This is a genomic window from Microcoleus vaginatus FACHB-2002 (assembly GCF_040004035.1).
Classification (GTDB): domain Bacteria; phylum Cyanobacteriota; class Cyanobacteriia; order Cyanobacteriales; family Microcoleaceae; genus Microcoleus; species Microcoleus vaginatus_C.
Genome location: NZ_JAMPLN010000010.1, coordinates 21,306 through 44,528, shown reverse-complemented (window position 1 = coordinate 44,528; position 23,223 = coordinate 21,306). Strand labels below are relative to the sequence as shown.

The 23,223-nt window shown below is 47.9% G+C and carries 15 protein-coding genes and 1 tRNA gene; 10 read left to right on the top strand and 6 right to left on the bottom strand.

Features of this window, described 5'->3' with window-relative positions; all coding sequences use genetic code 11:
• Positions 1 to 1,096: 1,096 nt before the first annotated feature.
• Positions 1,097 to 2,731 (top strand): MBL fold metallo-hydrolase, encoded by a 1,635-nt coding sequence (locus tag NDI35_RS11150; protein WP_445312881.1) that lies wholly within the window; start codon positions 1,097 to 1,099, stop codon positions 2,729 to 2,731.
• A 325-nt stretch (positions 2,732 to 3,056) separates the two neighbouring features.
• Here the strand turns inward: NDI35_RS11150 and NDI35_RS11145 are convergent, their stop codons facing one another.
• A complete protein-coding gene (locus NDI35_RS11145) occupies positions 3,057 to 3,368 on the bottom strand; it encodes a DUF6679 family protein (RefSeq protein ID WP_006633466.1) in 312 nt (103 codons plus the stop codon).
• Between the two features lie 602 nt (positions 3,369 to 3,970).
• On the opposite strand from NDI35_RS11145, the gene NDI35_RS11140 reads away from it, so the two are divergent.
• The 7 genes from NDI35_RS11140 (at position 3,971) to NDI35_RS11110 (ending at position 13,594) form a co-directional block, all read left to right on the top strand.
• A complete protein-coding gene (locus NDI35_RS11140; RefSeq protein ID WP_158307982.1) occupies positions 3,971 to 4,126 on the top strand; it encodes a hypothetical protein in 156 nt (51 codons plus the stop codon).
• Between the two features lie 12 nt (positions 4,127 to 4,138).
• Positions 4,139 to 6,217, top strand: a complete 2,079-nt coding sequence (locus NDI35_RS11135; RefSeq protein WP_445312791.1) for a CapA family protein — start codon at positions 4,139 to 4,141, stop codon at positions 6,215 to 6,217.
• Between the two features lie 137 nt (positions 6,218 to 6,354).
• Entirely contained in the window at positions 6,355 to 7,224 is an 870-nt protein-coding gene (locus tag NDI35_RS11130) for an aldose epimerase family protein (protein ID WP_445312880.1), read from the top strand.
• A gap of 67 nt (positions 7,225 to 7,291) precedes the next feature.
• A tRNA-Lys gene (locus tag NDI35_RS11125) sits at positions 7,292 to 7,363 on the top strand.
• 193 nt (positions 7,364 to 7,556) lie between these two features.
• Complete coding sequence (fba, locus tag NDI35_RS11120; RefSeq protein WP_015177149.1) at positions 7,557 to 8,636, top strand: class II fructose-bisphosphate aldolase; 1,080 nt, start codon at positions 7,557 to 7,559, stop codon at positions 8,634 to 8,636.
• 809 nt (positions 8,637 to 9,445) lie between these two features.
• Positions 9,446 to 12,028 carry a CHAT domain-containing protein gene (locus NDI35_RS11115; protein ID WP_445312790.1) on the top strand — a complete coding sequence of 861 codons (2,583 nt, stop codon included), beginning with the start codon at positions 9,446 to 9,448 and terminating at the stop codon, positions 12,026 to 12,028.
• A gap of 90 nt (positions 12,029 to 12,118) precedes the next feature.
• Positions 12,119 to 13,594: a lytic transglycosylase domain-containing protein gene (locus NDI35_RS11110; RefSeq protein WP_445312789.1), complete on the top strand. Its 1,476-nt coding sequence runs from the start codon at positions 12,119 to 12,121 to the stop codon at positions 13,592 to 13,594.
• Positions 13,595 to 13,698: 104 nt separating this feature from the next.
• On the opposite strand, the gene NDI35_RS11105 is transcribed toward NDI35_RS11110, so the two are convergent.
• From NDI35_RS11105 to NDI35_RS11085, 5 genes are all read right to left on the bottom strand, one after another.
• Positions 13,699 to 14,478 carry a photosystem II electron transport protein, Sll1252 family gene (locus NDI35_RS11105; protein ID WP_445312788.1) on the bottom strand — a complete coding sequence of 260 codons (780 nt, stop codon included), beginning with the start codon at positions 14,476 to 14,478 and terminating at the stop codon, positions 13,699 to 13,701.
• Between the two features lie 238 nt (positions 14,479 to 14,716).
• On the bottom strand, positions 14,717 to 15,541 hold the full coding sequence (locus NDI35_RS11100; protein WP_445312787.1) for an SWIM zinc finger family protein: 825 nt from the start codon (positions 15,539 to 15,541) through the stop codon (positions 14,717 to 14,719).
• A gap of 15 nt (positions 15,542 to 15,556) precedes the next feature.
• A complete protein-coding gene (locus NDI35_RS11095) occupies positions 15,557 to 18,847 on the bottom strand; it encodes a DEAD/DEAH box helicase (RefSeq protein WP_445312786.1) in 3,291 nt (1,096 codons plus the stop codon).
• A 213-nt stretch (positions 18,848 to 19,060) separates the two neighbouring features.
• Positions 19,061 to 19,651 (bottom strand): Uma2 family endonuclease, encoded by a 591-nt coding sequence (locus NDI35_RS11090; RefSeq protein WP_445312785.1) that lies wholly within the window; start codon positions 19,649 to 19,651, stop codon positions 19,061 to 19,063.
• A gap of 77 nt (positions 19,652 to 19,728) precedes the next feature.
• The gene (locus tag NDI35_RS11085) at positions 19,729 to 20,235 is read right to left on the bottom strand and encodes a hypothetical protein (RefSeq protein WP_190738700.1); all 507 of its coding nucleotides are present in this window, start codon (positions 20,233 to 20,235) and stop codon (positions 19,729 to 19,731) included.
• Between the two features lie 289 nt (positions 20,236 to 20,524).
• Between NDI35_RS11085 and serA the strand changes: the two genes are divergently transcribed.
• Both serA and prmA read left to right on the top strand, forming a co-directional pair.
• Positions 20,525 to 22,108, top strand: coding sequence for a phosphoglycerate dehydrogenase (serA, locus tag NDI35_RS11080; protein WP_445312784.1), 1,584 nt, complete (start codon positions 20,525 to 20,527; stop codon positions 22,106 to 22,108).
• 184 nt (positions 22,109 to 22,292) lie between these two features.
• Positions 22,293 to 23,183, top strand: coding sequence for a 50S ribosomal protein L11 methyltransferase (gene prmA, locus NDI35_RS11075; RefSeq protein WP_445312783.1), 891 nt, complete (start codon positions 22,293 to 22,295; stop codon positions 23,181 to 23,183).
• Positions 23,184 to 23,223: the final 40 nt, after the last annotated feature.

The following is a 23,223-nucleotide window of genomic DNA, read 5'->3' as shown; positions in this document are numbered from 1 at the left end:
GACTGGTTGGAGACTCATCAAACTGAGATTACTTCTGGCAAGTTAGTGGTATTTTTACAGGATGAAGGATGAATATCATCCATTGTCGGGGGATTGAGGTGGCTATGTTGGGGGTAAAACAAAAGAACTCATCTTTTTGTCCCCTAGTCAATCAGCGGAGTAAACGAACCTATTATGGGGCAGTCAGTCGATTTTAGATTTGAGTTTTGAGGCTTCGGCGATACGTTGGGTGAGCCATCGAGCCGCGCTCAGACCTTCGGCGAGTACGAGCGTCGAGTCGCGCTGAGTCGGGCGATTTGAGATTTACTCCACAGATGAATCTGGGAGCTTGAACAAGAGTCTAAAACTTTGGGCTGCGGGCTATTCCTGTCGGAAACTTGTATCCGTTTGTGGGCGGGGTCAAAAAGCCATTTAAACTCTCTCCTCCATAGCCACAAGGTTTGCTTAGAAGAATGTATCAAACTTTTACAAAGAAACCGAGCCAACTCATAAAGTCTCTGTCTGCTCGGACAAAAGCAGTTAGCTAGCCCGATGCTGGTTCTCCGTTTTTCAGATTGGACTATACACGGCCCTCACACCCCTAAAAATGAAGATTTGTAAAGTTTTATCAAGATGTTTGGGCATCTGAATTAAAATCTTCTCATAAAAAAGACTAGCTTTTAGCAGGCGCAAATTGTGGAAAAAGATTTAAAACTCAGAATATGAGATCGAGCTCGCTGCTCTTACATGGTGCAATAAAATGTAACTTTTGATGCAAGAACCAGTAGCCTGAACTTTGTCGAAGGCAGAATGCCCGTCCCGCCAATGCCTTCGGAAAATCGCTTTCTTGGGGCTGCATCAAATCTTAAGTGCAATTACTTTCCTTGCACGAGAGCCGGAGCCTTCGAGCAAACATTTAACTCCAGGGCTTACGCACCACAACTTTAGATAAACCGGGTTTTTGTACCGGGAACGAGGGCGGCAACAAAGTGTTTTCGTCCATCAAATCCGGTTTCTGCGTCCGAGACTGAACTCGATCGAATGAATGCAGTCGCAACCAATGTTTAAATGTGGCGATACTGCAAGTTGCGTGCAAAGCAGGGAGCTAACCGCAGTGATGGATCTCGATTGTTTACCTTACGGCGCAGGCCACGCACAAGAAGGGGTCTGTCTGCTAGTCCGAATGGGGCCGCACCGCATTTTACTCGACTGCGGTATAGAGGATATTGCACCGCTGTCAGCGACACTAAATCGATCGCTGCCAGCCGATTTTGTGGTGTGTACCCACGCCCACTCCGATCATGCCAGAGGTTTGCTAGCAATCCATCAATCTTTCCCCCACTTGCCAATTTACGCCAGCGAAGTGACCGCGCGCCTGCTACCGCTCAACTGGCCAGAACTGGATCAGCAGCCAGAGTCCCGGTTCTGTCAGGGACTGCCCTGGCTGTCGCCGCTCGAAGTGCGCCCAGGACTGAGCGTGCAGTTGTTCCCATCGGGCCATTTGCCCGGAGCGGCGACTGTGCTGCTGACTTATGCCGCGCCGCACCGCACCTACACCGTGGTTTACACCGGCGACTTTTTCCTGTCCAATTCTCGTTTGGTGGAAGGTTTGCCCCTGGGAGAACTCAGGGGCATGAAGCCGGATGTGTTAATTTTGGAAGGCAGTTACGGCACGGCGCGCCACCCTCACCGCCGACAACTAGAAAATCAGTTAGCCGATCGCATCCACCGCGCCATCGCCGACGGGTACTCGGTACTGCTGCCAGCGCCGGCCCTTGGTTTGGGCCAAGAAATGCTGATGCTGCTCCGCAGTCACCACTACTTTACTGGCCGCGACTTGGATATTTGGGTGGACGGCACTGTCGCCGACGGGTGCGACGCTTATCTGGAACTGTTACCCCAATTTCCCACCGCCGTCCAAAATTTTGCTCTGCACCAACCTTTGTTTTGGGACGAAAGGGTGAAACCCCGCGTCCGCCGGCTGTCTGCCGAACAACGCCCCGGATTGGGAGCCACGCCCTGTATTGTAATTACAGACAAGTTAGCTGATTTGCCTTTGTATGTTGCCGATGGCACAAATCCTTGGATTTTGCTCGCCCCTCAAAAACCAGGATATCCCGTCAGCGACTGGCTGGGCAACAGGCCCGAATCAGGAGTCACAAGTGTCGAAACTTATCTGCTAGCCGAACACTGCGACGGGCCGGGGACTACCCAACTCATCCACAATTTGCGTCCCCAGCACGTAATTTTACTCCACGGTTCCCCTGCATATTTGGCTGACCTGGCTAACTTGGACGAGCTGCGAAACCGCTACCAGTTGCACACTCCGGCGGCCGGAACACTGGTCGAATTGCCGATCGGGGAAATGTTTTTGCAGCCCGCTATCCCAGAAACCAACTATGAGGGAGAACTCAGCGAATTGGGGACAGAGGTAGCAATTAGCTTGCCGAGTCCGATTACAGCCGATCCTCGGTGGGCCAATTTTGCCGATACCGGTTTGGTAGAAGCGCGCTGGCAAGGCGAAGAACTGGTACTGCGCGGCATCTCCCAGCGGGAACTGCTTTTTCAAGGCAGCGCCGTTCAGGCAAACCTCGAATGCTGTGGCAATTGTCAGCACTACCGCAGCCAGCGCTGTTGGAACCAGTCCAGTGCTTTGTTTGGCTTTAAAGTTACCCCCGACGGTTACTGTCCCGTATTTAAAGCGATACCGGAGTCGGAACTTTTCCTAGATGGCGAAACAGACGGCGAATAAGCTCTCGGACACCTACAAACCAGCCGGCAGGCCCAGAAAACAAAAAAACAGTCCTAGACGCAACCAGACAAAAAACCCTGTTTCAGCAGGGCTAGGGTGTCGTGCATTGAATTTTTAAACTACTGTGTACTTACGCTCTTGTCGCGTGGGCAGGATATCCCGCCATCAAGCTTAAATTTAAAGGCAAAATAGCTTATGTGGTCACAACCCAGAATATTTTCTGCCTCAACCGGGTTTTTTGCATAATAATTTCTCCACAAAAAAGGGAGAAAAGTAGTTTTCTTTTCCCCCAAGTTTTCCTTGTGCCTCAAGCGCGAGCTCAAAACTATTCCAAATTCGAGTCCGGGTAGTGATTGCGAATTTGTTCGGCTTCGGGACAATCGTCAGAAACTAGGGGTTCGCAGTTAGTTCGGGACACCGAAGCCAACTTCTGGGACACAGCTCCAATACTTTCGAGACGCACCATTTCTTCCCAAGAGCTGATTTCGTCTTCTTCGTCGGTTTCGTAGCGCAGCGTGACTAGATCCCCTTCAATATCTAGGATACGAGCGCGCTCTATCCAACGTTGCTGATCTCGAAGAAAAATAGAAACCTCACGACCATCACAACAGAGTTGATAGATTTTGCGCTGTAGCATTTGTCAGTTCTCCTGCGCAGTGTAACTTGCTTAAAATATGGTCTGTTTACCGTAACGTACTTTGGGTTTTACATCGGAAGGCACAGCCGTATGGACTGGCCAGTTTCACGTTTTCCGCAACTTTTGTACCGATGGGAGTTACCAAATTTGATTTTACCACCAAATCTATCTAGTACGCCATTTATCCAATTACAGGTTGTGCAGCCAGTGGCATCCCTCGTGAGAGGCATTTGCCAGCATAGATCGAAGCATTAGGACTTGACGACAGCACCCGATTAACAGCGACAATAACAACAGACTCTGCCTCAAAAATCTCGCTCTCTTTTGCCTCTACTTCCCCAGAAACCTTTTGTTTCGACGTTTGTTCGATCGCCCACTAACGCCGTCTAGGCTCAATCTCAAATCTCAAATCTCCAAGCGAAAGCTTTAAAGCGACACTCAAACAGCGACAATAAAAACAGACTCTACCTCATAAATCTCGCTCTTTTCTACCTCAACTCCCCCAGAAACCTTTTGTTTCGACTTTTGTTGTGACCCGGAGTACCCTCTGTGAACTCAATCTCAAATCTCAAATCTCAAATCTCAAATCGATTGACCGGAGTGTGATAAAAATCACTGACAGCAGGCAGCCCCTAAATGTAGAAAATGGTGGCGGCCAACAACTAGCTTCAAAACGGGCAGCGGAACCTGTGGCGGTTAAGCTAAAAGAATTGCGGTTCCGTTCAAAACAAATTGGAGTCATCGCTCGTGCGTATTAAGGAGGCTAATTGATGGTGTACGCAGAAAATTGGTCGCAGCCGTCTATCTTGGAGCTAGCGCGATCGGGCAACTTTCAAGCCCTGAATTACTGGATTGACAGCTTGCTGCGCCCCGAAGGGATTTATGCCCGCGTCGAACAGGCTCAGGCCGGCTGCGTCCAAATCCTTGTAGAATTCCAGCGCGAATTTGCGCCAGATACTACATTACTCGGGAGCACTCTCCGGGAAGGCTTAGTCAAATTTATTTGCCACCAACTCTGGAGACTCAACTCGCCAGCAGTAGAAGGAGTGCGAATTCACGCGCGCTTGGCTGGGGATGCAGACATTCTCTGGAAACAGTCAGTGCGAATTGTCACTCCGGCAAACCGCCAGCGGCGGCGTTACCGTTCCCTACCGGCCGTCGATTGGGTTAAATTTAAAACGTATCGTTCTCTGCTGCTAGTGGGATCGGCACTGGCCTCATTTATTTTAGGGTGTTGGGTCAGCTACCACGAAGCTCTGACCCTGCGGTCAGCATCCCCAGTATCCGGGTACCAGCAAACTGCGGTAATGTCGGGGCCGCCTCCAAAACGTGCGGATACGGTGCAAGCGGCCTTAGAAGTGGTACCAGTAGTACAGCAAAAGCAAGTTGCTAATCCTTACGACCCAACAGTAACGCTGATGTTCGGAGGAAATGTGAATCTATCGGATGCGCTGGGAGCATCTGCTGCCAACGATCACCAATGGGCTTTCGCCAATATGGACGAGTACCGGCAAGCAGATGTGGCGATGGTTAACCTAGAAAACTCCCTGACTCGCTCTACATTGGGGTCTGGCAAAAAACAATTAAATTTTAAAGCCGATCCAGAATCGGTGAAAGTATTAACAGCCGGAGGAGTGGATATTGTCAATCTGGCAAATAGCCGGGCTATGGATTACGAGGAACCGGGACTGGTGGAGACGATGAATACTCTAGATAATAGTGGGATTCAACACCTGGGAGCCGGCAGAGATATTAAAGAAGCGAGGCGTCCAGATATTATTGAAGTTAAGGGTCAGCGGATTGCCTACCTCGGTTATTACGATGCCGAGCTTAACGTCGCTGACCAAGGGAAAGCGGGCACTAACCCCCGCCGTAACAATCGCGTGGCCGAGGATATTCGCGCTCTTAGGGGTCAGGTAGACTGGATTATTGTTAATTACCACTGGGGAGTCGAATTGGCAGATTATCCGGGGGACTGGCAGATTGATTTGGCTCGGTTCACGATCGACCAAGGAGCTGATTTGGTAGTGGGACACCATCCCCAAGTATTGCAAGGTGCAGAAATTTACAAGGGCCGTCCGATAGTTTACTCGCTGGGTAATTTTATATTCGGCGGGAATGCTCGCAGGGATTACGATACCGCAGTCCTGAAAGTATCGCTCAAAGACAGGAATATGAAGGTAGAGTTTCTGCCTGTGGAGGTGAAAAAGTTTCAGCCGAAGGTGGTGAAGGGAGCCGCAGCAGATCGCATCCTCAAACGTGTCGAGCAAATTTCTAGTATTTTCGATCGACCGATGCAATCTTCTGTAGTTCTCGATGCCCTAGTCCAGCCAGGAGCGGCATCAAAAACTGCAAATTCTCCATTGCCAGGAGCAGCAAAGAGCGGTACATACCAGCCCGGGCGAGGTTCCGGGGGAACCTCCGGTGAAAGCGCTCAGCAAGGGCCCGGACAACCCAAACCTACTTTGATTTTGCCGGCTTTGCCGGCTGCGCCCCAACAGCCGGACAACTCCTCATTTTTCCCGAACGGGACAGGGCCTGCAATTGAGTCAAACCCACCTGCGAATCAAAATTTGCCGCCCCGCATCTACCCCACTCAACCTCAAAATCCCAGCCGGGAATCAGAGCCGTTTACAAAAGAGCCATTCATCAAAGAACCGTTTATTTCGCCCCCATCTCCCAGTCAAGGAGCAGTGCCGAGTCCCCAAAGCTATCTTCCCCCCACTCGGGCTGTATCTTTTGAAGTTGCACTCAAACAGCAGCCGGCCTCCGCGATCGTTCCAGCTAACAGCAGCAAACGCTCCAAGCACCGGATCGCCCTACCTCCTATAGCTGGGAGCATTGGTTAGCCGATGGGGGCCGAAACAACGAGGAGGCAGGGGGAGGATAGGGGCGGTAATGGGTGAACATCAACATACCAGCGACCAATTATTAACGACCGATTTACTGACAACCAATGATCAATGACCTACTACCGATGACAAATGTGTTTGCGATCGCGCTCAAGCAAAAGCAGTACAAAACCTATATCCTCTCCGACGAAACCGCTAACTCTACTCTAGAAGTTGTGCCGGAACGGGGCGGTATTGCCACTAGCTGGCTGGTTGAAGGCAAAGAAATCTTCTATTTGGACGCGGAACGGTTCGCCAATCCCGCTCTAACTGTACGTGGCGGGATTCCCATCCTGTTTCCCATCTGCAGCAATCTCCCCGACAATACTTACACGCACAAGGGAGTGGAGCGTCAGCTCAAACAGCACGGCTTTGCTCGAGACTTGCCTTGGACAATAGGCGAACAAGTTACGGAGGGTTGCGCCGCTCTTACGCTAATTCTCAATAGTTGCGACAAGACGCTGGCTGTTTATCCCTTTGATTTCCAACTAGCCTTCACTTATCAGATTAAAGGCAATTCTTTGGAAATTTTTCAGCGATACACCAATCTGTCTGCCGAACCCATGCCGTTTTCTAGTGGTTTGCATCCCTACTTTTTGGCGACGGACAAATCTAAGCTGCGCTTTGAGATTCCGGGGATGCAGTACAGAGATCAGAACACCCATGAAAAGGGTTACTTCACTGGGGTTTTTGACCCGACGTTGGATGAAATTGATGTTTCCTTTGACGAGCTCACTGGTCTTGCTGCTACTGTCACTGACGCGGCGAGCGGCTTGCGGCTGACCCTCAGTTACAACTCCAGCTATGGGAAGTTGGTTTTCTGGATGGTGAAGGGCAAGGATTTTTACTGTTTGGAACCTTGGACTGCTCCTCGAAATGCCCTCAACACTGGCGAACACTTGATTTATTTGCAGCCGGGAGCGACTTGCGAGATGCTGGTTCGCATGACTGCAAATTTTATTTAAAAAACACTTGCTATTTCAAATGAGGGGTGCTACTATTAGAAATTGTGTCCGGTAACAATGTTTTCGCGGGTCGCTAGCTCAGCGGTAGAGCATTCGGCTTTTAACCGACCGGTCTCGGGTTCAAATCCCGGGCGACCCATAAAAAATTTGTGAGTTAAAAATTTTGAGTTTTGAGTGGAATGCTCGGAACTCAAAATTTTGTTTTTTGAACTTTTAAGTAAATCTGGAAAGATAGTGCGCGATCGGTGGCAAATTGTCTTAATATTATCGTAAGAATTGAGCTTGTCCAAAATTCACTGCCCAAAAATCACAAATAATTAGGAGGAATATCTATGGCGCTTGTACCTATGCGATTGCTGCTCGACCACGCGGCTGAAAATGGTTACGGCCTACCGGCTTACAACGTCAACAACATGGAGCAAATCCAAGCGATCATGCGCGCTGCTGACGAAACCAACAGCCCTGTGATTCTGCAAGCTTCTCGCGGCGCTCGCTCCTACGCTGGCGAAAATTTCCTGCGCCACTTGATTTTGGCAGCAGTTGAAACCTATCCTCACATTCCCATTTCCATGCACCAAGACCACGGCAATGCCCCCGGCACTTGCTATTCTGCCATGCGCCAAGGTTTCACCAGCGTGATGATGGACGGTTCTCTGGAAGCGGATGCTAAGACTCCCGCTAGCTACGAGTACAACGTTGAAGTTACTCGCGAAGTGGTGAAAGTGGCTCATTCGATCGGCGTTAGCGTTGAAGGCGAACTGGGTTGCTTGGGTTCTCTGGAAACAGGAATGGGCGAAGCAGAAGACGGCCACGGCTTTGAAGGTGCGCTTTCTCACGATCAGTTGCTGACAGATCCTGAACAAGCTGTTGATTTCGTCGAGCAAACCGGCGTTGATGCTCTAGCAGTTGCGATCGGCACTTCTCACGGCGCTTACAAGTTCACTCGCAAGCCGACTGGCGAAATTTTGGCAATCAGCCGCATTGAAGAAATTCACCGCCGCTTGCCGAATACTCACTTGGTGATGCACGGTTCTTCTTCTGTGCCCCAAGAATTGCTGGAAATTATCAACAGCAACGGCGGTAAAATCCGCGAAACCTACGGCGTACCTGTGGAAGAAATCCAAAAGGGTATCAAGTGTGGCGTTCGCAAGATCAATATCGATACTGACAACCGTTTGGCGATTACCGCTGCGGTACGCGAAGCTTTGTTTGCGAAGCCCGATGAGTTTGACCCCCGCCACTTCTTGAAGCCGTCGATCAAGTATATGCAGAAGGTTTGTAGCGATCGCTATAACTCTTTTGGTTGTGCTGGTAACGGTACAAAGATTAAGCAAGTATCTTTGGATGATTTTGCAGCTAAGTATGCTAAGGGCGAATTGAGCTCTTCTGCTAAGAAGACTGTAGCTGTTTAAGAATTTTAGGTTTTAGATTTTAGATTTGTCTGAAGTCTAAAGTTTGGATTGCCGGGTAGCTTTGAAGTTGCCCGGTTTTTGTTTGTGCGAATTTATGTATTTAGTTACTGGGCGATTGAACCCACATTCCGCATTTCATAACATTAATTGGGGATTTTTTGGTAAGAAATGGCTGTAATTCTTTGTCTACAAGCATTGCGCTGATATGTACAAATATGAGTTTTATTAAGGAGTGTTTATTTGTTCTCAATAGTCATTAATGATCGAGAATATGTTGGCGATTAAATTTATAGGATAACGTTTTCTCGTCAACATATTTTTGACTATCTTAAGAAGTGCGGAATGTGTGCAACAAGTCAATCGCACATTCGCGCCACCAAAATTCCTGCCATCAAAATCTCCCACGCTATCCCACAAGTCCGCCGGGGGTTGAAACCCCCGTCTCATAGCAAAAGTCCTCTCAAGAGGACTGAAAAGCAAACTAAATAAACACTCAAATATTGGTCACGATAATCGATTATTTGTCACCATTCTTCAGTCGGTTTCAACCGACTTTAGCTATGAGACAGGGGTTTCAACCCCTGGCGGACTCGCGGAATCGCGGACAAACAAACGGCCCACTCGACAAACCATAGCAACCACGGACAAACCATCGAGCCGACTAATAAACGATAAATCCCCGTGGTGTGGCAAATATTGTCGCCCAAATGCGAGAACCCCTACAAAAAACTTGGCATCGCCAGCCCCGAACCGATGAGTTTCACCGATAATAAATTAATGGATCGCACAATCCCAAATCCCAAATCGCAATGAAGTCAGAACGCGAACAAGCCTATCTCAACCTGATAAATCAACTGCTAACCTGTTCCAGCGGCGAAGAAGCGGAGGTATTGAAAACTCACCCGGAATTGCTGGATGATGGCTTAGTGGCGGCTATGCTAGAAGAGGCAGATGGTCTTAGAGAAAAAGGCGAACTAAATAATGCTAATTGGTTGATGAATTATGCCAGGATACTGCTTGGGATGAAGGACAACACCTCAGTGGCCGTCACCCGAAAAGCAGAAGCAGACAGACTGTTAGAACAAGGAATTCAGCAGTATGCAATCAGTCACTTTCGAGAAGCTTTGCAGTCTTGGGAACAGGCATTAACTATTTATCGGGAAATCGGAGATCGCGCGGGAGAAGCTAATTACTTCGGCAATTTGGGCATTGCTTACCGTTTTCTAGGGCAATCCCACAGAGCGATCGAATTTCTCGAACAGTCTTTAGACATTTCACGGGAAATCGGAGATCGCGTGGGAGAAGCTCATTCCCTCGGCAATTTGGGCAATGCTCACCAATCCCTAGAGCAATACCACAGGGCGATCGAATTTCACCAACAGTCTTTAGACATTTCACGGGAAATCGAATATCGCGTGGGAGAGTCATTCTCTCTGAACAATTTGGGAAATACTTTCCTACAAACTCACCAACTTGCTGAAGCGGAAAAAGCACTTCGTGCCTCGATCGCAATTCATGAAACTATTCGTTCTGAATTAGTAAGTAATGACCACAAAGTCTCAATCTTTGAAACCCAAATATCTGCCTATCGCCTGCTGCAAAAAGTTTTAGTCACCCAAACTAGATTTGATGAAGCCTTAGAAATATCAGAAATGTCGCGCACCCGTGCCTTCGTCGAGTTATTGCGGCAAACCTTATTAACAACCCCCCCTCAGTCCCCCCCTTATCAAGGAAAGGAACAAGAGTTATCTCAATGCCTCCCTCTTAAGCCCCCCCTTAGCAAGGGGGAGCTGGGGGGGTTATCAAGATTTGAGGAAGAAGCAAACCTCTCAAAGCCCCCCCTTAGCAAGGGGGAGTTGGAGGGGTTATCAATTTCCCAAATCCAACAAATCGCCCGCGATAGAAACTCTACAATAGTTGAATATTCGATTATCTTTCATGACATTTACATCTGGGTAATCCAACCAAACGGCAACATCACCCATCGCGCCGCCAACCGCGAACCCCTCAACCAACAAAACCAAACCCTCAAACAAATCATCCTCAAAACCCGCGTCTCCATCGGCACCAATGAAACCGACGACGAAGGCAACAAAATTCAGCTAGAATCCGAGTACAATCGAGACGAAACAGGCCGCTTTCCCCTATTGCAACTCCTCCATCAAATCCTGATCGAACCCATCTTAGACTTACTCCCCACCGATGCCAATTCCCCCATCATCTTCGTCCCCCACTACGACTTATTTTTAGTTCCCTTCGCCGCCTTGCAAGATAGCAACAACCGCTACCTCATCGAAAATCATACCATCCTCACCAGCCCATCCATCCAAGTATTAGAAATCACCCGCCAACGTCAAAACCGAGTGCGAGGATTGAGACAAGCCGCCCTAATTGTCGGCGATCCAATCATCGCCGCAAAATTCAAAGAAAAGCCCTACGAACTCAAACAACTGTCCAAGGCAAAAGAAGCCGCCGAAGCCATCGCCGCAACTTTAGGAACCCAAGCAATTAGCGGAGAAAAAGCCACAAAAATCGCCATTTTAGACAGGATGCTAAACACCCGCATCGTTCATTTATCCGCCCACGGACTCCTCGACGATTTCCAAGGTTCCGGCATTCCCGGCGCGATAATTTTAGCACCATCAGGAGACACGGACGACGGCGCGCTTAACGCCGCAGAAATCCAGCAATTAAAACTCGATTCCGAACTCGTAGTATTAAGCGCGTGCAGCACCGGAGGCGGTAAAATCACCGGAGATGGAGTCATCGGATTGTCGCGCTGCTTCATCCTCGCCGGAGTCCCCAGCATCATCGTTTCCCTGTGGAATATGGGAGCGATTTCAGCCAAATTACTAACGACTGAATTCTACCAAAATTTAGCACGGGGCGAGAATCGAGCAGCCGCCTTGCGGTGTGCTATGCTAACCACAAAAGCTCAATTTTGGAATCCCAAAGCTTGGGCTGCATTTACCTTAATTGGCGAAACCGAAACTTTACCGCTGTCAACTGAAAAGATTGATTTAAGGAGATTAGTAATGTCGCTTCCCGATGAGGCCACACCAGAAGAAATTGTGGCAGCTTTCACTAAGTTATTGAAAATATCCGAGCCGCAATTTGTCAAACAATTATCAGCTATTGATGTGGGTTCGAGCGATAATATCAATATTATCGCTCAAACAATCAAGAATTGGTGCGAAACTCGGCCTCAAATTGAAGAGAATTTAGAGAACGAAATTTATCAAATGGGTGCGGGCGGCGGTGATAGCGATGCACCGGAGGAAATCGTCAGGGAGTTTTACGAAACGCTGAAGGAAAATCAGATTCGACTGGGTTTGCCTCCGTCGTCTGCGCCGCCTGCACCGCCAACAAATAATCCACAAACACCTTCCTAAGATAGAAACCATAAAAATCTTGTGGGCTGGGCATCTTGCCCGCCCCAAATATCTGATAGAAATACTCGAAAACATCTCACAAAATTGATTATGAGCCAAGAATGGCAAATTAAAAATCCCAGCATTAGCCTCTATCCTTTCCACCTGCGGGATGATAGGGACGAAGGCTATAAGCAAGTAGCAAAAAATGCCCAAATTTTGTGGGACAATCTAGCAGATAATGTCGGCAAAGAATTTAACATCAACGAACTCAAATCCCTCAGAGACAAGCTAATTTGCTACAAAAACGGCGTCTATTATCCAGACGGCGAACGGGAAAACCTGACTCAGGTAAAATTGCTGATTCCCGATGGAAAACCTCTGAATTTCCAGCCAATTACTCAGCCAGATAACCAGAAAGTTCATGGTTCTATCAATGCTCTGCGACTTCAGGATACTTACACCGCAGACTTGACATTTTGCTATAAAAATTTAACAATAAAAGTAGCGGACTTAACTCGATTAAATCCCGAAGGTTGCTTGTTGCAAAATGCAATTAAACCGTCTCTGGGACAAACGTTATTGTTATATGCGGAACCAGCATTTTATGATACTTACCGGAAACTAGCTGACGAATCTGTTAAAGCTTTTGTACAGGATAAACAGCCAGCATCAGTAGACTTTCGCGCCGAAGGAAAGTTATTCGGGAGTCCGATTTTTGAGTATGACAGCCGCGAAGATGATGCGCGTCAGCGGTGTCACTTTCTAGTATGGTTGCAAGAAAATCCCCGAACTTTGGAATTCGCAACCTCGACGTTTAACTTTTACTTGATGAATCTGCTGTGCTCTCGCGCTAAAATTATATTTGTGTATGGCGAAGCTCGGAAAAATTATCGCCAAGCACAGCAAATAGTCGGCGAGTTAGAAAAGAAGCTTCCCAAATTGCGTGCAATAGAAAGCGAACAAAATCGACAAGTTAAGTTGCAGAAGTTAAAGGAGTTGCTGGCTGAAGTTCACACTAAAATGTTGGCTTTTGCTCTGCAGGTGCGATATTTGCAAGAAGACAGAAATACTATTGATACTAATGCTGAAAATTATGGTAAGGAGTTGACAAGAATTAGAGGTTTGTGCATCCCAGGCGACAATCTGGATTTTTGGCAGAGGTTTCTAGATTTAGCGGAGAATAAGTATCAGCGGCAAATTGAAATAGATTTAAACTACCTGCTTGCTAGTCAAAATTTGTTTCAGCAGTCGATATCCACTGTGCGGGGGATGGTGGAAATCGAACAGGTGGAATTAGACAGGGAACAGATGGAATTATACAAGCAAAAGGAAGAAGAGGAGAAAAAGCGATCTCGCCAGCTTGAGAATATCATCTTTTTTGTCGGAACTGCGATCGGCGGCGGACAAATCTTTTCCGCCGCCTATCCTCTAATCAAGGATACACCGATTAAATGGCAACCCGATTTTTCTCTACCGCTGCATCCCTTTGCTGCCACAATTATCTGGAGTCTGCTGTTTGGCTTACTATTTGGCTTGTTAATGCTGGCTATCGCCGTGTGGGTAAGGAAAACTTTTCCCCGATAATTTGGATTTAGGACTTACGCATAAAACCAAAGAAACCGGGTTTTTCGGGGTTTTTGGGCTGTGTAACAATATTCTCGGAAAAACCCCGGTTTCTGGGCTATAAATTACAAATATCGAGTTAACTGGACTCGATAGCGTTCCTTCTTAGTAACAGCAACTTCCCCAATTTCCAATCTTCCCTTGCCCGTAACAGCAATTAAATCTCCCGACTTGACATTATAACTAGCTTGAGTAACGTCTTTCCAGTTAACTCGCACGTCGCCACTATCAATTAAATCGGCCATTTTGCTGCGAGACATTGCGAATCCAGCGGAGGCGACAGCATCCAATCTCATGGATGCTTCAACGGTTGTCATTTCTTTCTTTTTGGGTTCTCTAATTTTGAGTTCGCTCAACTCAATGCGCCGCGTTTGCACAGGAACCGATCGCACTTGCTGCAAACTCATCTCCAAATACTCTACCATCTCCGGCATGACAATGGCTTGCGCGCCGCGTTCTCCCAAAACAATCACATCGCCAGTTTTCTCCCGGACAATTCCCGTACCCAACATCGCCCCTAAAAAGTCGCGGTGAGAAGCTGTATCGAACAAGAAATTGCCAGCGATTTCTACCGCAGCAACGTTAACGCTAGCAGAGTCGATCGGGATATCCGATCGCGCGATCGCAATTCTTTGTCTTTCAGCTTGCGGGTAGCCGCCCCAAGCCACTAATTCCACGTCTGTTAAGCGCTTAAATACCGTCAGAGTGTCCGCCAATTCTGGTGGCGACAGAAAATCAGTCTGAGTAACTTCCCAAGTTTTAATTGCTTGTTCTGCTTGGTCGAGTACCCGCGCCACACATTCGCGGTTTTCGATGCCTTTTAACAGTTCTTCTCTTTGTAACATCAGTTAATGCTAGATTCTAATTTGAAATTGCCAAAGCTTGCTGTAACTAAAAAGTCTACTTTTTTAACAGTCGCACTAATTTAATTATAGTCTAAAATCATCAAATAACGATCTTATGATTTTAGTTGCTGGTAAAGTTGATATGATGAGCACGATTATTGTACCAAATCTATGAAGTCTTCGAGTTAAAGTTTGTGCAAGAGTTCGATCGAGTATGGCAGCAAAATTGTCCACCCAACTACTTATTCTTCTTCACCCGCAAATACAGTTCTTCCATCGCCTCAATAAACGAACCATCCTTGTGCCAAAACTGTGGAAAATCTCCCTGTTTCTTCACCACGATCGCACTTACCCCACTTGGCGCTGCCACCTCAATCGTCTGCGGTAATCGCTTCGCACCATGCCAAAACTCTTTCAGGCTGACCGTTTGCGCCTCACTGGCGATCGCCTGCGTGTAATAGGAATCCACCGCCACAGGGGCCGCTGCATCCGCTGTTAACTCGGCAGAAAGCGCCATTCCCAAAGGCGTTTTTGCCAATTCGCGGTGCAGCACTTCCTTAGAAAGCCCCCGTAATTCAAACAGTAAAAATGGATCTTTGTCCAATTCGGCCGCCACCAAATAATAAACTCCGGCAATATGTTTGCAGGGATTGCTATAGTCTGGGCAAGAGCAAGTAGTCTTAAAGTCCTCGCGGCTGCTGGGTAAAAGGTGCAATCCGAGGGGTGCAAAAGCCTTTTCAATATTGTCGGGCATTTCGTTGAGCAGCAGCCGGGAAATGAAGCTGGCTTTGGATGCCATTTGGGCGATCGCCATTTGCCACTTTTCCTGACTAATTGGCTCAAACTCAATTTGAGTTGTGTACAGAGGCTCCTTATAAACCCCAAAATAAGGATTAACCGAGCCTCTCACCTGTGCCATCACTAACCCATCATTCATGCCAAAGCTTTTTACCTTGCCGTTTCGTGCATAGGCACGTCCCCGCCCGATTCGCCCAGAATCAGTAAATCTTTCCAGCCCCTCGATAAATTTATTGCCCCACCAAGTCCGAGTAAATTGTGACATATTTTTTGGTTTCTCCTAATCTAAAACTGCATTTTTATTGAGCCTAATTAACTTTTTAAATGCCTCATTATCCAACTCAGTCAACCACGACTCATCCGCACCAATAATTGACCCTGCCAATTTCTTTTTGTCCTCAATCATTTGGTCAATCTTTTCTTCCAAAGTGCCAATTGCCACAAACTTATGCACAAACACATTTTTTTCCTGTCCGATCCGAAACGCCCGATCCGTCGCCTGATCTTCCACCGCCGGATTCCACCAGCGATCGAAATGGAACACGTGATTGGCTTTTGTCAGCGTAATTCCCACGCCGCCCGCCTTCAGTGACAGAATAAATACCGAAGGTTCAGACTCTGGATCTTGAAACTCTGAAATCATCCGTTCCCGTTTTTCGCGACTGGTTCCCCCGTGGATGTAGTAAGTGTTGTAATGTAGCGTTTGTTTAATATATTTTTCCAACGCGCTTCCCAGTTCTGTAAACTGCGTAAATACCAATAAACTTTCGCCTTCTGCTTTGACTTCCTCAATCATCTCGATCAGCCGTTCCAGTTTGTGCGATCGCTCTGGTGTAAACTCACTTTCATCTTGCAAAAACTGGCGCGGATGGTTACAAATTTGCTTCAGCTTCAGCAGTGTCGCCAAAATCATCCCCTTGCGCTTCATTCCTTCCGCCGCGTCAATTTCTTGTTCTACCTCTTTCACGATCGCTTCATAAAGCGAAGCTTGCTCGCGGGTGAGATTGCAGTAGAGCTTTTGCTCAACTTTGTCGGGGAGATCCTGAATAATCGACTTATCGGTTTTCAGGCGCCGGAGAATAAAGGGTTCCACTAATTTTTTGAGCGCTGCCGATTGCGTGCGACTCCCATTTTTTTGAATTGGTAATTCAAACATTTTCCGAAACTGTGCCTCTTTTCCCAAATATCCGGGATTGAGGAAATTAAAAATTGACCATAAATCCAACAATCGATTTTCCACGGGTGTTCCAGTCAATGCTAGTCGATGGGTAGCAGGTAACTTTAAAATCGCCTTGGTTTGCGCCGCTTTGGGATTTTTAATATTCTGCGCTTCATCAATTACCACGCGATGCCACGCTACGCTGCTCAACAGCTTCTCATCTTTTCGCACCAAGGTAAAGGAAGTAATCAACATATCGCAATCTTGGACGGCGGCTTTAAATGCTTTGGCATCTTGCAAACGTTGAGGGCCGTGGTGAATCAGCGATCGCAATTCTGGAGCAAACTTTTCCATTTCCTTTTGCCAGTTACCAACTACGGAAGTGGGCGCAATTAGCAGCGTGGGTAGAACCGAAGGTGCGATCGCTTTTTCTGTCTTTTTTTCTGTCTCTTTTGTAGTAGATAAAACTTCCCGCTCTTGCAGGAGTCTAGCAATTACCTGCGCCGATTTACCCAAACCCATATCGTCGGCAAGACAGCCATTTAATCCCAAGCTTTCTAAATAACTCAACCAAGAAACACCGCGCTTTTGATAATCGCGTAACTTGCCCTGAAACTTTGCTGGATCTGCAATTAACTCTAGCCGGCTCTTATCGTGCAGCTTCTCCAACATATCCGATAAAGCCCGATCGCGCTCAACCTCCAACTGTTCGCTCGCTTCTCCTTCTGCCGTCAACTTCATAAAGTCAATCAGGCTTAAATCGGGGTTTTCTTGGCGATGTTTTTTCCAAAACTCCAACATCTCCTGCATCTTGTCTTTGTCCAGTTCCATCCATTGTCCTCGGAACTGCACCAGCGGTGTTTTGCTATTTACTAACGCCTGCCATTCTTGTTCGCTAACCCGTTCACCCCCGATCGCCAATTCATATTGATATTCCACCAAGGAATCCGCCGAAAACAACCCTTTGCCCTTGATTGCAGCGCTCTTGGTGCCCTTCCCTTTGACTTGCAGGCGAATCTTCGCCCGCTGCCGTCCCTTCGGCGTCCACCAAGCGGGGACAATCACTTTATATCCGGCATCTTCTAATACCCAAGCGGACTCACTCAGAAAGGTGAAGGCATCATCTAAGCCGAGGGAAATGTTAACGGGTTTGTCGGTTTCTAGCCCTTGCCAAAGTTGGGGATAAATGCGGGCAGCGTAGCCGAGATTTGTAAGCAAATGTTGCTCAAAGTTGTCTCCGAATTGTGTTTTCAACTGTTTTTGTTGAGTCGATCGCGATCGCCAATAATCCTGCAACGGCATCCGCAGAGATGGGTCTTTTTTCGCAGCCACCTGAAACTCTAAAACCCAAGGCTGTTCGGGGTTTTCGGGGGATTGTAGTTGAAAGCAGAGGGAGAATGAGTCAGCAGATTGATTGCGCGTAATACGATCGCGCCAGGTTTGCCATTGCCGGTATTGCTCAAGGCTTACTCGCGCGATTTTTCGTGTTTGGTTGAGGCAGATGTGGAGTAAAGAATCCGCAATCTTATTTTCAAACGATGCTGGGATGGGGGTTTGAGTGACAATTTCCGCGATCGCACACTCGGAAAAATGCCGCAGCAACCGTTCGCGATCGTAGAACTTTGGTGTATCTTGTAGCTGGATCTTCCGAAAACCGGACACACAAACTAAAGGCATCCATTCAACATAGCGTTGTAAATCAGTGTCGTACTGTGTTGAAACAATTTCCCATCCCGGATAAATCTCAAAGCTGGGTGCAATTTTGGCAGGTGTTTTTGGAGTTTTTGCAGTTGTTTTGGTTTTTGTCTCGCCCGCTTTCTTACGCCCGCGCGTGGCTTTCTCAGCGGGTTCGGATGTTTCGATGGGTGCGATCGCGATCGGAGCAGTTTCTCGATAGCGCAACGCCGGAATATAATGATCTTTCAGAACAATTTGCTTAAAACTTTGGGTGTAGTGATACCAAAATAACAAGTCTGAACCAAACTGAACTTCTGCTAAATCGTAGAGGGCAAAAAAATGCAGATCGTTCAATACTTTAGTCAAAGTGTGGGTGGCGATGGACACACAATCAACTTCCCAATACTCCAACTCAAATGTTTCGGGTAATTCTGTCTCTAAATATCGCGCTAACTCTAAAGATGGTAACGGCTGGTTATCGGCAGTGGGGAGTAAAAAATACCGAGGGACGATCGCGTATTCTAGCCCCATCGCACTTGTATTGCTGACTGGTGGCAGTTGAATCCCGGCTTCTTTTGTTAGAAACTCTCTTAACTGTGCCGTCTCCAATTGTCGGGGATGAACCTTAGCAGGCTGTTTTTTCTTTTTAGTGGTTTCAACCCAAAGACAAAAAGTTCCACCTTGAACAAAACTCTCTTCTGTTTGAGGAATCCAAGTCCCGTGGAGGATTTTCATAGGTCATACCAAACGCAACCTTTGGCAGCCTATCATATCATGAATGAGTGGGAAAAGATAAGAAGGCGGTTGAAAGCAGGTTTATACAAACCATGTCTGCTGGATGCCGACTAAACAGAATAACGTAATTTTACCCCAGTTGTCCTCTTTAACCAGCCTCTGGGGGTTTTGACTTGATAGATGCGGTTTCAACCGCCAAGTCTTCTTACAAATTTAGAAAATATCAGTTAAATCCAAAACAAAACCGGGTAGTACATCTTCGCCTGACAGAGTTGCAGGCGAGTCTAAAATTTCCACATCTGAACCTTGACGGGAGATTTCTACTTTTCTATTTTTGCGATCGAGCAACCATCCCAACCTCGCTCCATTTTTCACATACACTTTCATTTTAGCCCGCAATTTTTCTAGGGAGTCAGTGGTCGATCGCAATTCCACCACAAAATCGGGACAAATCGGCGCAAATTTCTTTTTTTCTTCAGCAGTTAAAGCATCCCACCTGTCGCGGCGCACCCAAGCAGCATCGGGAGAAATATCTGTACCGTCGGGCAGTTTAAATCCAGTTGAAGAATCAAAAGCAATTCCCAAATGCTTATTTTGTCTGCTCCAAGATTGAAGTTGATACGATAAGTCAATGTTGAAATTACCAGTCTCGCTACCCGTAGGTGGCATAATAATTAATCCTCCACTAGCAGTCCGCTCAAATCTTAAATCCCGGTTGTCTATACACAACTGAAAAAACTGCTCATCAGTTAATTCGAGTGTTAATTCTAGGGGAGAATGTAGGGGGATAGTTGGTAATTCCATAACTGCCTCCAAATATTACACGATTAGAATGTCAACAGTTAACAGTTAACCGTCAACAGTTGACAGTCAACAAATAACTAAGTCTCTGTATAACCTTGGATATTTTCTGGTTCAAACTGCTGCAAAATCTTCGCAGCTTTCCCAGTCAAATCATCAGTACCCTTAACCGCAATCAAATATTTACCCGCATTCAAACGGTTGCGGTAGGGCAAAGCATCGCCGCTGCCAAAAGCCATGCCGCCCGCGCCGCCAACAACAAAGCTGCCCATCCCGCCGGCGATCGCACCTAGCACTCCGCCGATCGCGTGATCGCCAATTTCGCCCGCCCACGCAAAAGTCTTCAACTGAGTCATCAAACTGAAAGTAACGCCAGCAATAAAGCCAAACGGCACCAGCCAAACAGCCATGAGTTTAGCTTGTTTATTCGCTTGCTGGTTGGGGTCGATCAAGCCAAATTCATCAGCAGTTTTGTAGCCACGACCCAAAATGCTGACTTGCTTCATGGGCAAGCCTTCTTTTTCGAGAGCACTGTAGGCAGCTTCGGCTTGAATTCGATCGGGCAGTACGGCGATAAGATAATTCATTGACAATAATTCCTGATGGTTAGGCTCGGACACCTAGAAATAATTATAGTCGGAAAAGACATACTAGCTAAGCAGTTCGGGGATTTCCAGAGCATCTGAGAGTGCGATCGCCCCGAAACCTAAAATATTTCAAGCAAAAACGGTCGGTCAAGACCGAATGCAGATACAATTCAAACTGCACAAACGCAAGTTTAAGCTGAGCTGTTAGATACTGTCCCTGGTTTAAGCCTCAACTTTGTGCTCGCCAACGCGCTTGCCTATTTTTACTAATTCCACTCAATTGCTTGCTATGCCTAAAGTTCTAGTATCCGATCCGATCGACCAAGCCGGAATTGACATCCTCTCCCAAGTCGCGCAAGTTGACGTAAACACAGGACTCTCAGCCGAACAACTGGTAAAAATTATTCCAGATTACGACGCTTTAATGATCCGTTCTGGCACCCAAGTTACCAAAGAAATCATAGAAGCCGGGAATTCACTCAAAATCATCGGCAGAGCCGGCGTCGGCGTAGATAATGTCGATGTACCCGCCGCTACCCGCAAAGGAATTGTAGTCGTCAATTCCCCCGAAGGCAACACGATCGCCGCCGCCGAACACGCGCTCGCCATGATGCTCTCGATGTCCCGCCACATCCCGGAAGCCAACGCATCCGTCAAAGCGGGTAAATGGGAACGCAACCGCTTTATCGGCGTAGAAGTTTACAAAAAAACCCTCGGCATCGTTGGTTTGGGCAAAATCGGCTCCCACCTCGCCGCCGCAGCCAAAGCAATGGGCATGAAACTGCTGGCCTACGATCCCTTCATTTCGACCGAAAGAGCCGACCAGTTGGGCTGCCGCTTGGTAGAACTCGAACTGCTGATGCGCGAATCCGACTACATCACCCTGCACATCCCCAAAACGCCGGAAACCCTGCACTTAATTAACGCGGAAGTGCTCTCGAAAATGAAGCCCACGGCCCGCATCATAAACTGCGCCAGAGGCGGCATCATCGACGAAGCAGCCCTCGCAGAAGCCATCAAAGAAGGCAAGATCGCCGGCGCAGCTTTGGACGTTTACGAACACGAACCGCTGGAAGCTGATTCCCCGCTGCGGAGTGTCGGCCAAAACATCGTGCTGACGCCCCATTTGGGAGCTTCCACAGCGGAAGCTCAGGTGAATGTGGCGATCGATGTTGCTGAACAAATTCGCGACGTGCTGTTGGGGCTGCCCGCGCGATCGGCTGTCAACATACCCGGCATTTTCCCAGACTCGATCGAAAAACTCAAACCCTACCTACAACTCGCCGAAACCCTCGGCAACCTCGTCAGCCAGCTAGCCGGAGGCCGAGTCGATTACCTCAACGTTCAACTCCAAGGCGAATTGGCCAGCAACCAAAGCCAGCCCGTAGTCGTCGCCGCCCTCAAAGGCCTGCTCTCCCAAGCCCTGCGAGAGCGCGTTAACTACGTCAACGCCAGCATTGAAGCCAAAGAACGCGGAATTCGCGTCGTCGAAACCAGAGACGCCTCCATTCGCGACTACACCGGCTCCCTGCACCTCTCGGCCAAGGGAACCCTGGGCGAACACACCGTGACAGGTGCAGTGCTCGGCGAAAGCGAAATTCGGATTACCAGCGTTGACGATTTCCCAGTCAACGTTTCCCCCACTCACCATATGCTGTTTACCCTACACCGCGATATGCCGGGGATTATTGGCAAAATTGGTTCCCAATTGGGCAGTTTTAATGTCAATATTGCCAGTATGCAAGTAGGCCGTAAAATCGTGCGAGGCGATGCGGTGATGGTTTTGAGCCTCGATGACCCTCTACCAGAGGGGATACTGGCGGAGATCCTAAAAGTTCCGGGAATTCGGGATGCTTACACGGTAAATCTTTGACGGATTTTGGAGTTTAGATTTTGGATGCAAGGGCTGATAATTGGTAATGGGTAATCGATCGTTGGTAATTGGCAAGAAAGCGGGAATTTTTCTATTAGCCAATCCTCATTCCTCACTCCCCAGTTCCCAGTCTCCAGTTCCCCTGGGTCAATCTAAAATCTAAAATCTAAAATCTAAAATCGTTATGGCACATAGCTGGTGGGAAATTAGAATTCTTTGCGATCCGGCGCTGGAAGATATCATCTTTTGGCGTCTGGAACGGTTTAACTGTCGGGGAACTGCTACGGAGCTCAAAAGCAATTCCTGCCTGATGTCGGCTTATTTGGCCGAAGAACAGGCAGGATTGCTGGATTTGGCCGCTCTGTCTCTGTGGCTGCGCCAAGATGCCCTGTGTGCAGGTTTGCCCCTACCTGCTATGCAGTGGGATTTGATTGAAGACGAAGACTGGGGCAGCACTTGGAAGGAGCACTGGCAGCCTCAAGAAGTGGGCGATCGCTTTTTAATTAATCCGGCCTGGCTGCCCTTACCGACTGATACCGATCGCATTATTTTGCGTTTAGATCCGGGTGTGGCCTTCGGTACCGGTGCTCACGCCACTACTCAACTTTGTCTGGAATCGCTGGAAATGCGTCTCGGTTTTGATGACAGCAAGTGCGTAGTTGCCGATATCGGCTGCGGATCGGGTATTTTGTCGATCGGCGCAGTGTTGTTGGGCGCTACAAAAGTTTATGCTTTGGATACTGATCCTTTGGCAGTGCGATCGACCATTAGCAACAGACTACTCAACCGCGTTAATTCTCAGCAGTTAGTTGCAGAGCTCGGCAGTATCGATCGCCTGAAAGAAATGGTCGATGATCCGATCGACGGTTTGATCTGCAACATTTTAGCAGAAGTAATCATTGATTTAATCCCGCAGTTCACGGCAATTAGCAAACCCACTACTTGGGCCGTGCTCAGCGGCATTTTGCTCGAACAAGCTAAGCCCATTGCTGACACTCTCGAACAGCACGGCTGGATTGTGGCTACTCTATGGAAGCGCCAAGATTGGTGTTGTTTTAATATTCGGCGTAGTTAATAATATGGTAATTGCTAATTCCTAATTGCTACTTGGTAAT

Bases quoted from the DNA above. Each gene is read 5' to 3' on its own strand.
- NDI35_RS11105 (WP_445312788.1), bottom strand. From the start codon at position 14,478: ATGTTACAAAGAGAAGAACTGTTAAAAGGCATCGAAAACCGCGAATGT.
- NDI35_RS11145 (WP_006633466.1), bottom strand. From the start codon at position 3,368: ATGCTACAGCGCAAAATCTATCAACTCTGTTGTGATGGTCGTGAGGTT.
- prmA (WP_445312783.1), top strand. From the start codon at position 22,293: ATGGCACATAGCTGGTGGGAAATTAGAATTCTTTGCGATCCGGCGCTG.
- NDI35_RS11135 (WP_445312791.1), top strand. From the start codon at position 4,139: ATGGTGTACGCAGAAAATTGGTCGCAGCCGTCTATCTTGGAGCTAGCG.
- NDI35_RS11115 (WP_445312790.1), top strand. From the start codon at position 9,446: ATGAAGTCAGAACGCGAACAAGCCTATCTCAACCTGATAAATCAACTG.
- NDI35_RS11100 (WP_445312787.1), bottom strand. From the start codon at position 15,541: ATGTCACAATTTACTCGGACTTGGTGGGGCAATAAATTTATCGAGGGG.
- fba (WP_015177149.1), top strand. From the start codon at position 7,557: ATGGCGCTTGTACCTATGCGATTGCTGCTCGACCACGCGGCTGAAAAT.
- NDI35_RS11150 (WP_445312881.1), top strand. From the start codon at position 1,097: ATGGATCTCGATTGTTTACCTTACGGCGCAGGCCACGCACAAGAAGGG.
- NDI35_RS11090 (WP_445312785.1), bottom strand. From the start codon at position 19,651: ATGGAATTACCAACTATCCCCCTACATTCTCCCCTAGAATTAACACTC.
- NDI35_RS11095 (WP_445312786.1), bottom strand. From the start codon at position 18,847: ATGAAAATCCTCCACGGGACTTGGATTCCTCAAACAGAAGAGAGTTTT.
- NDI35_RS11085 (WP_190738700.1), bottom strand. From the start codon at position 20,235: ATGAATTATCTTATCGCCGTACTGCCCGATCGAATTCAAGCCGAAGCT.
- NDI35_RS11110 (WP_445312789.1), top strand. From the start codon at position 12,119: ATGAGCCAAGAATGGCAAATTAAAAATCCCAGCATTAGCCTCTATCCT.
- serA (WP_445312784.1), top strand. From the start codon at position 20,525: ATGCCTAAAGTTCTAGTATCCGATCCGATCGACCAAGCCGGAATTGAC.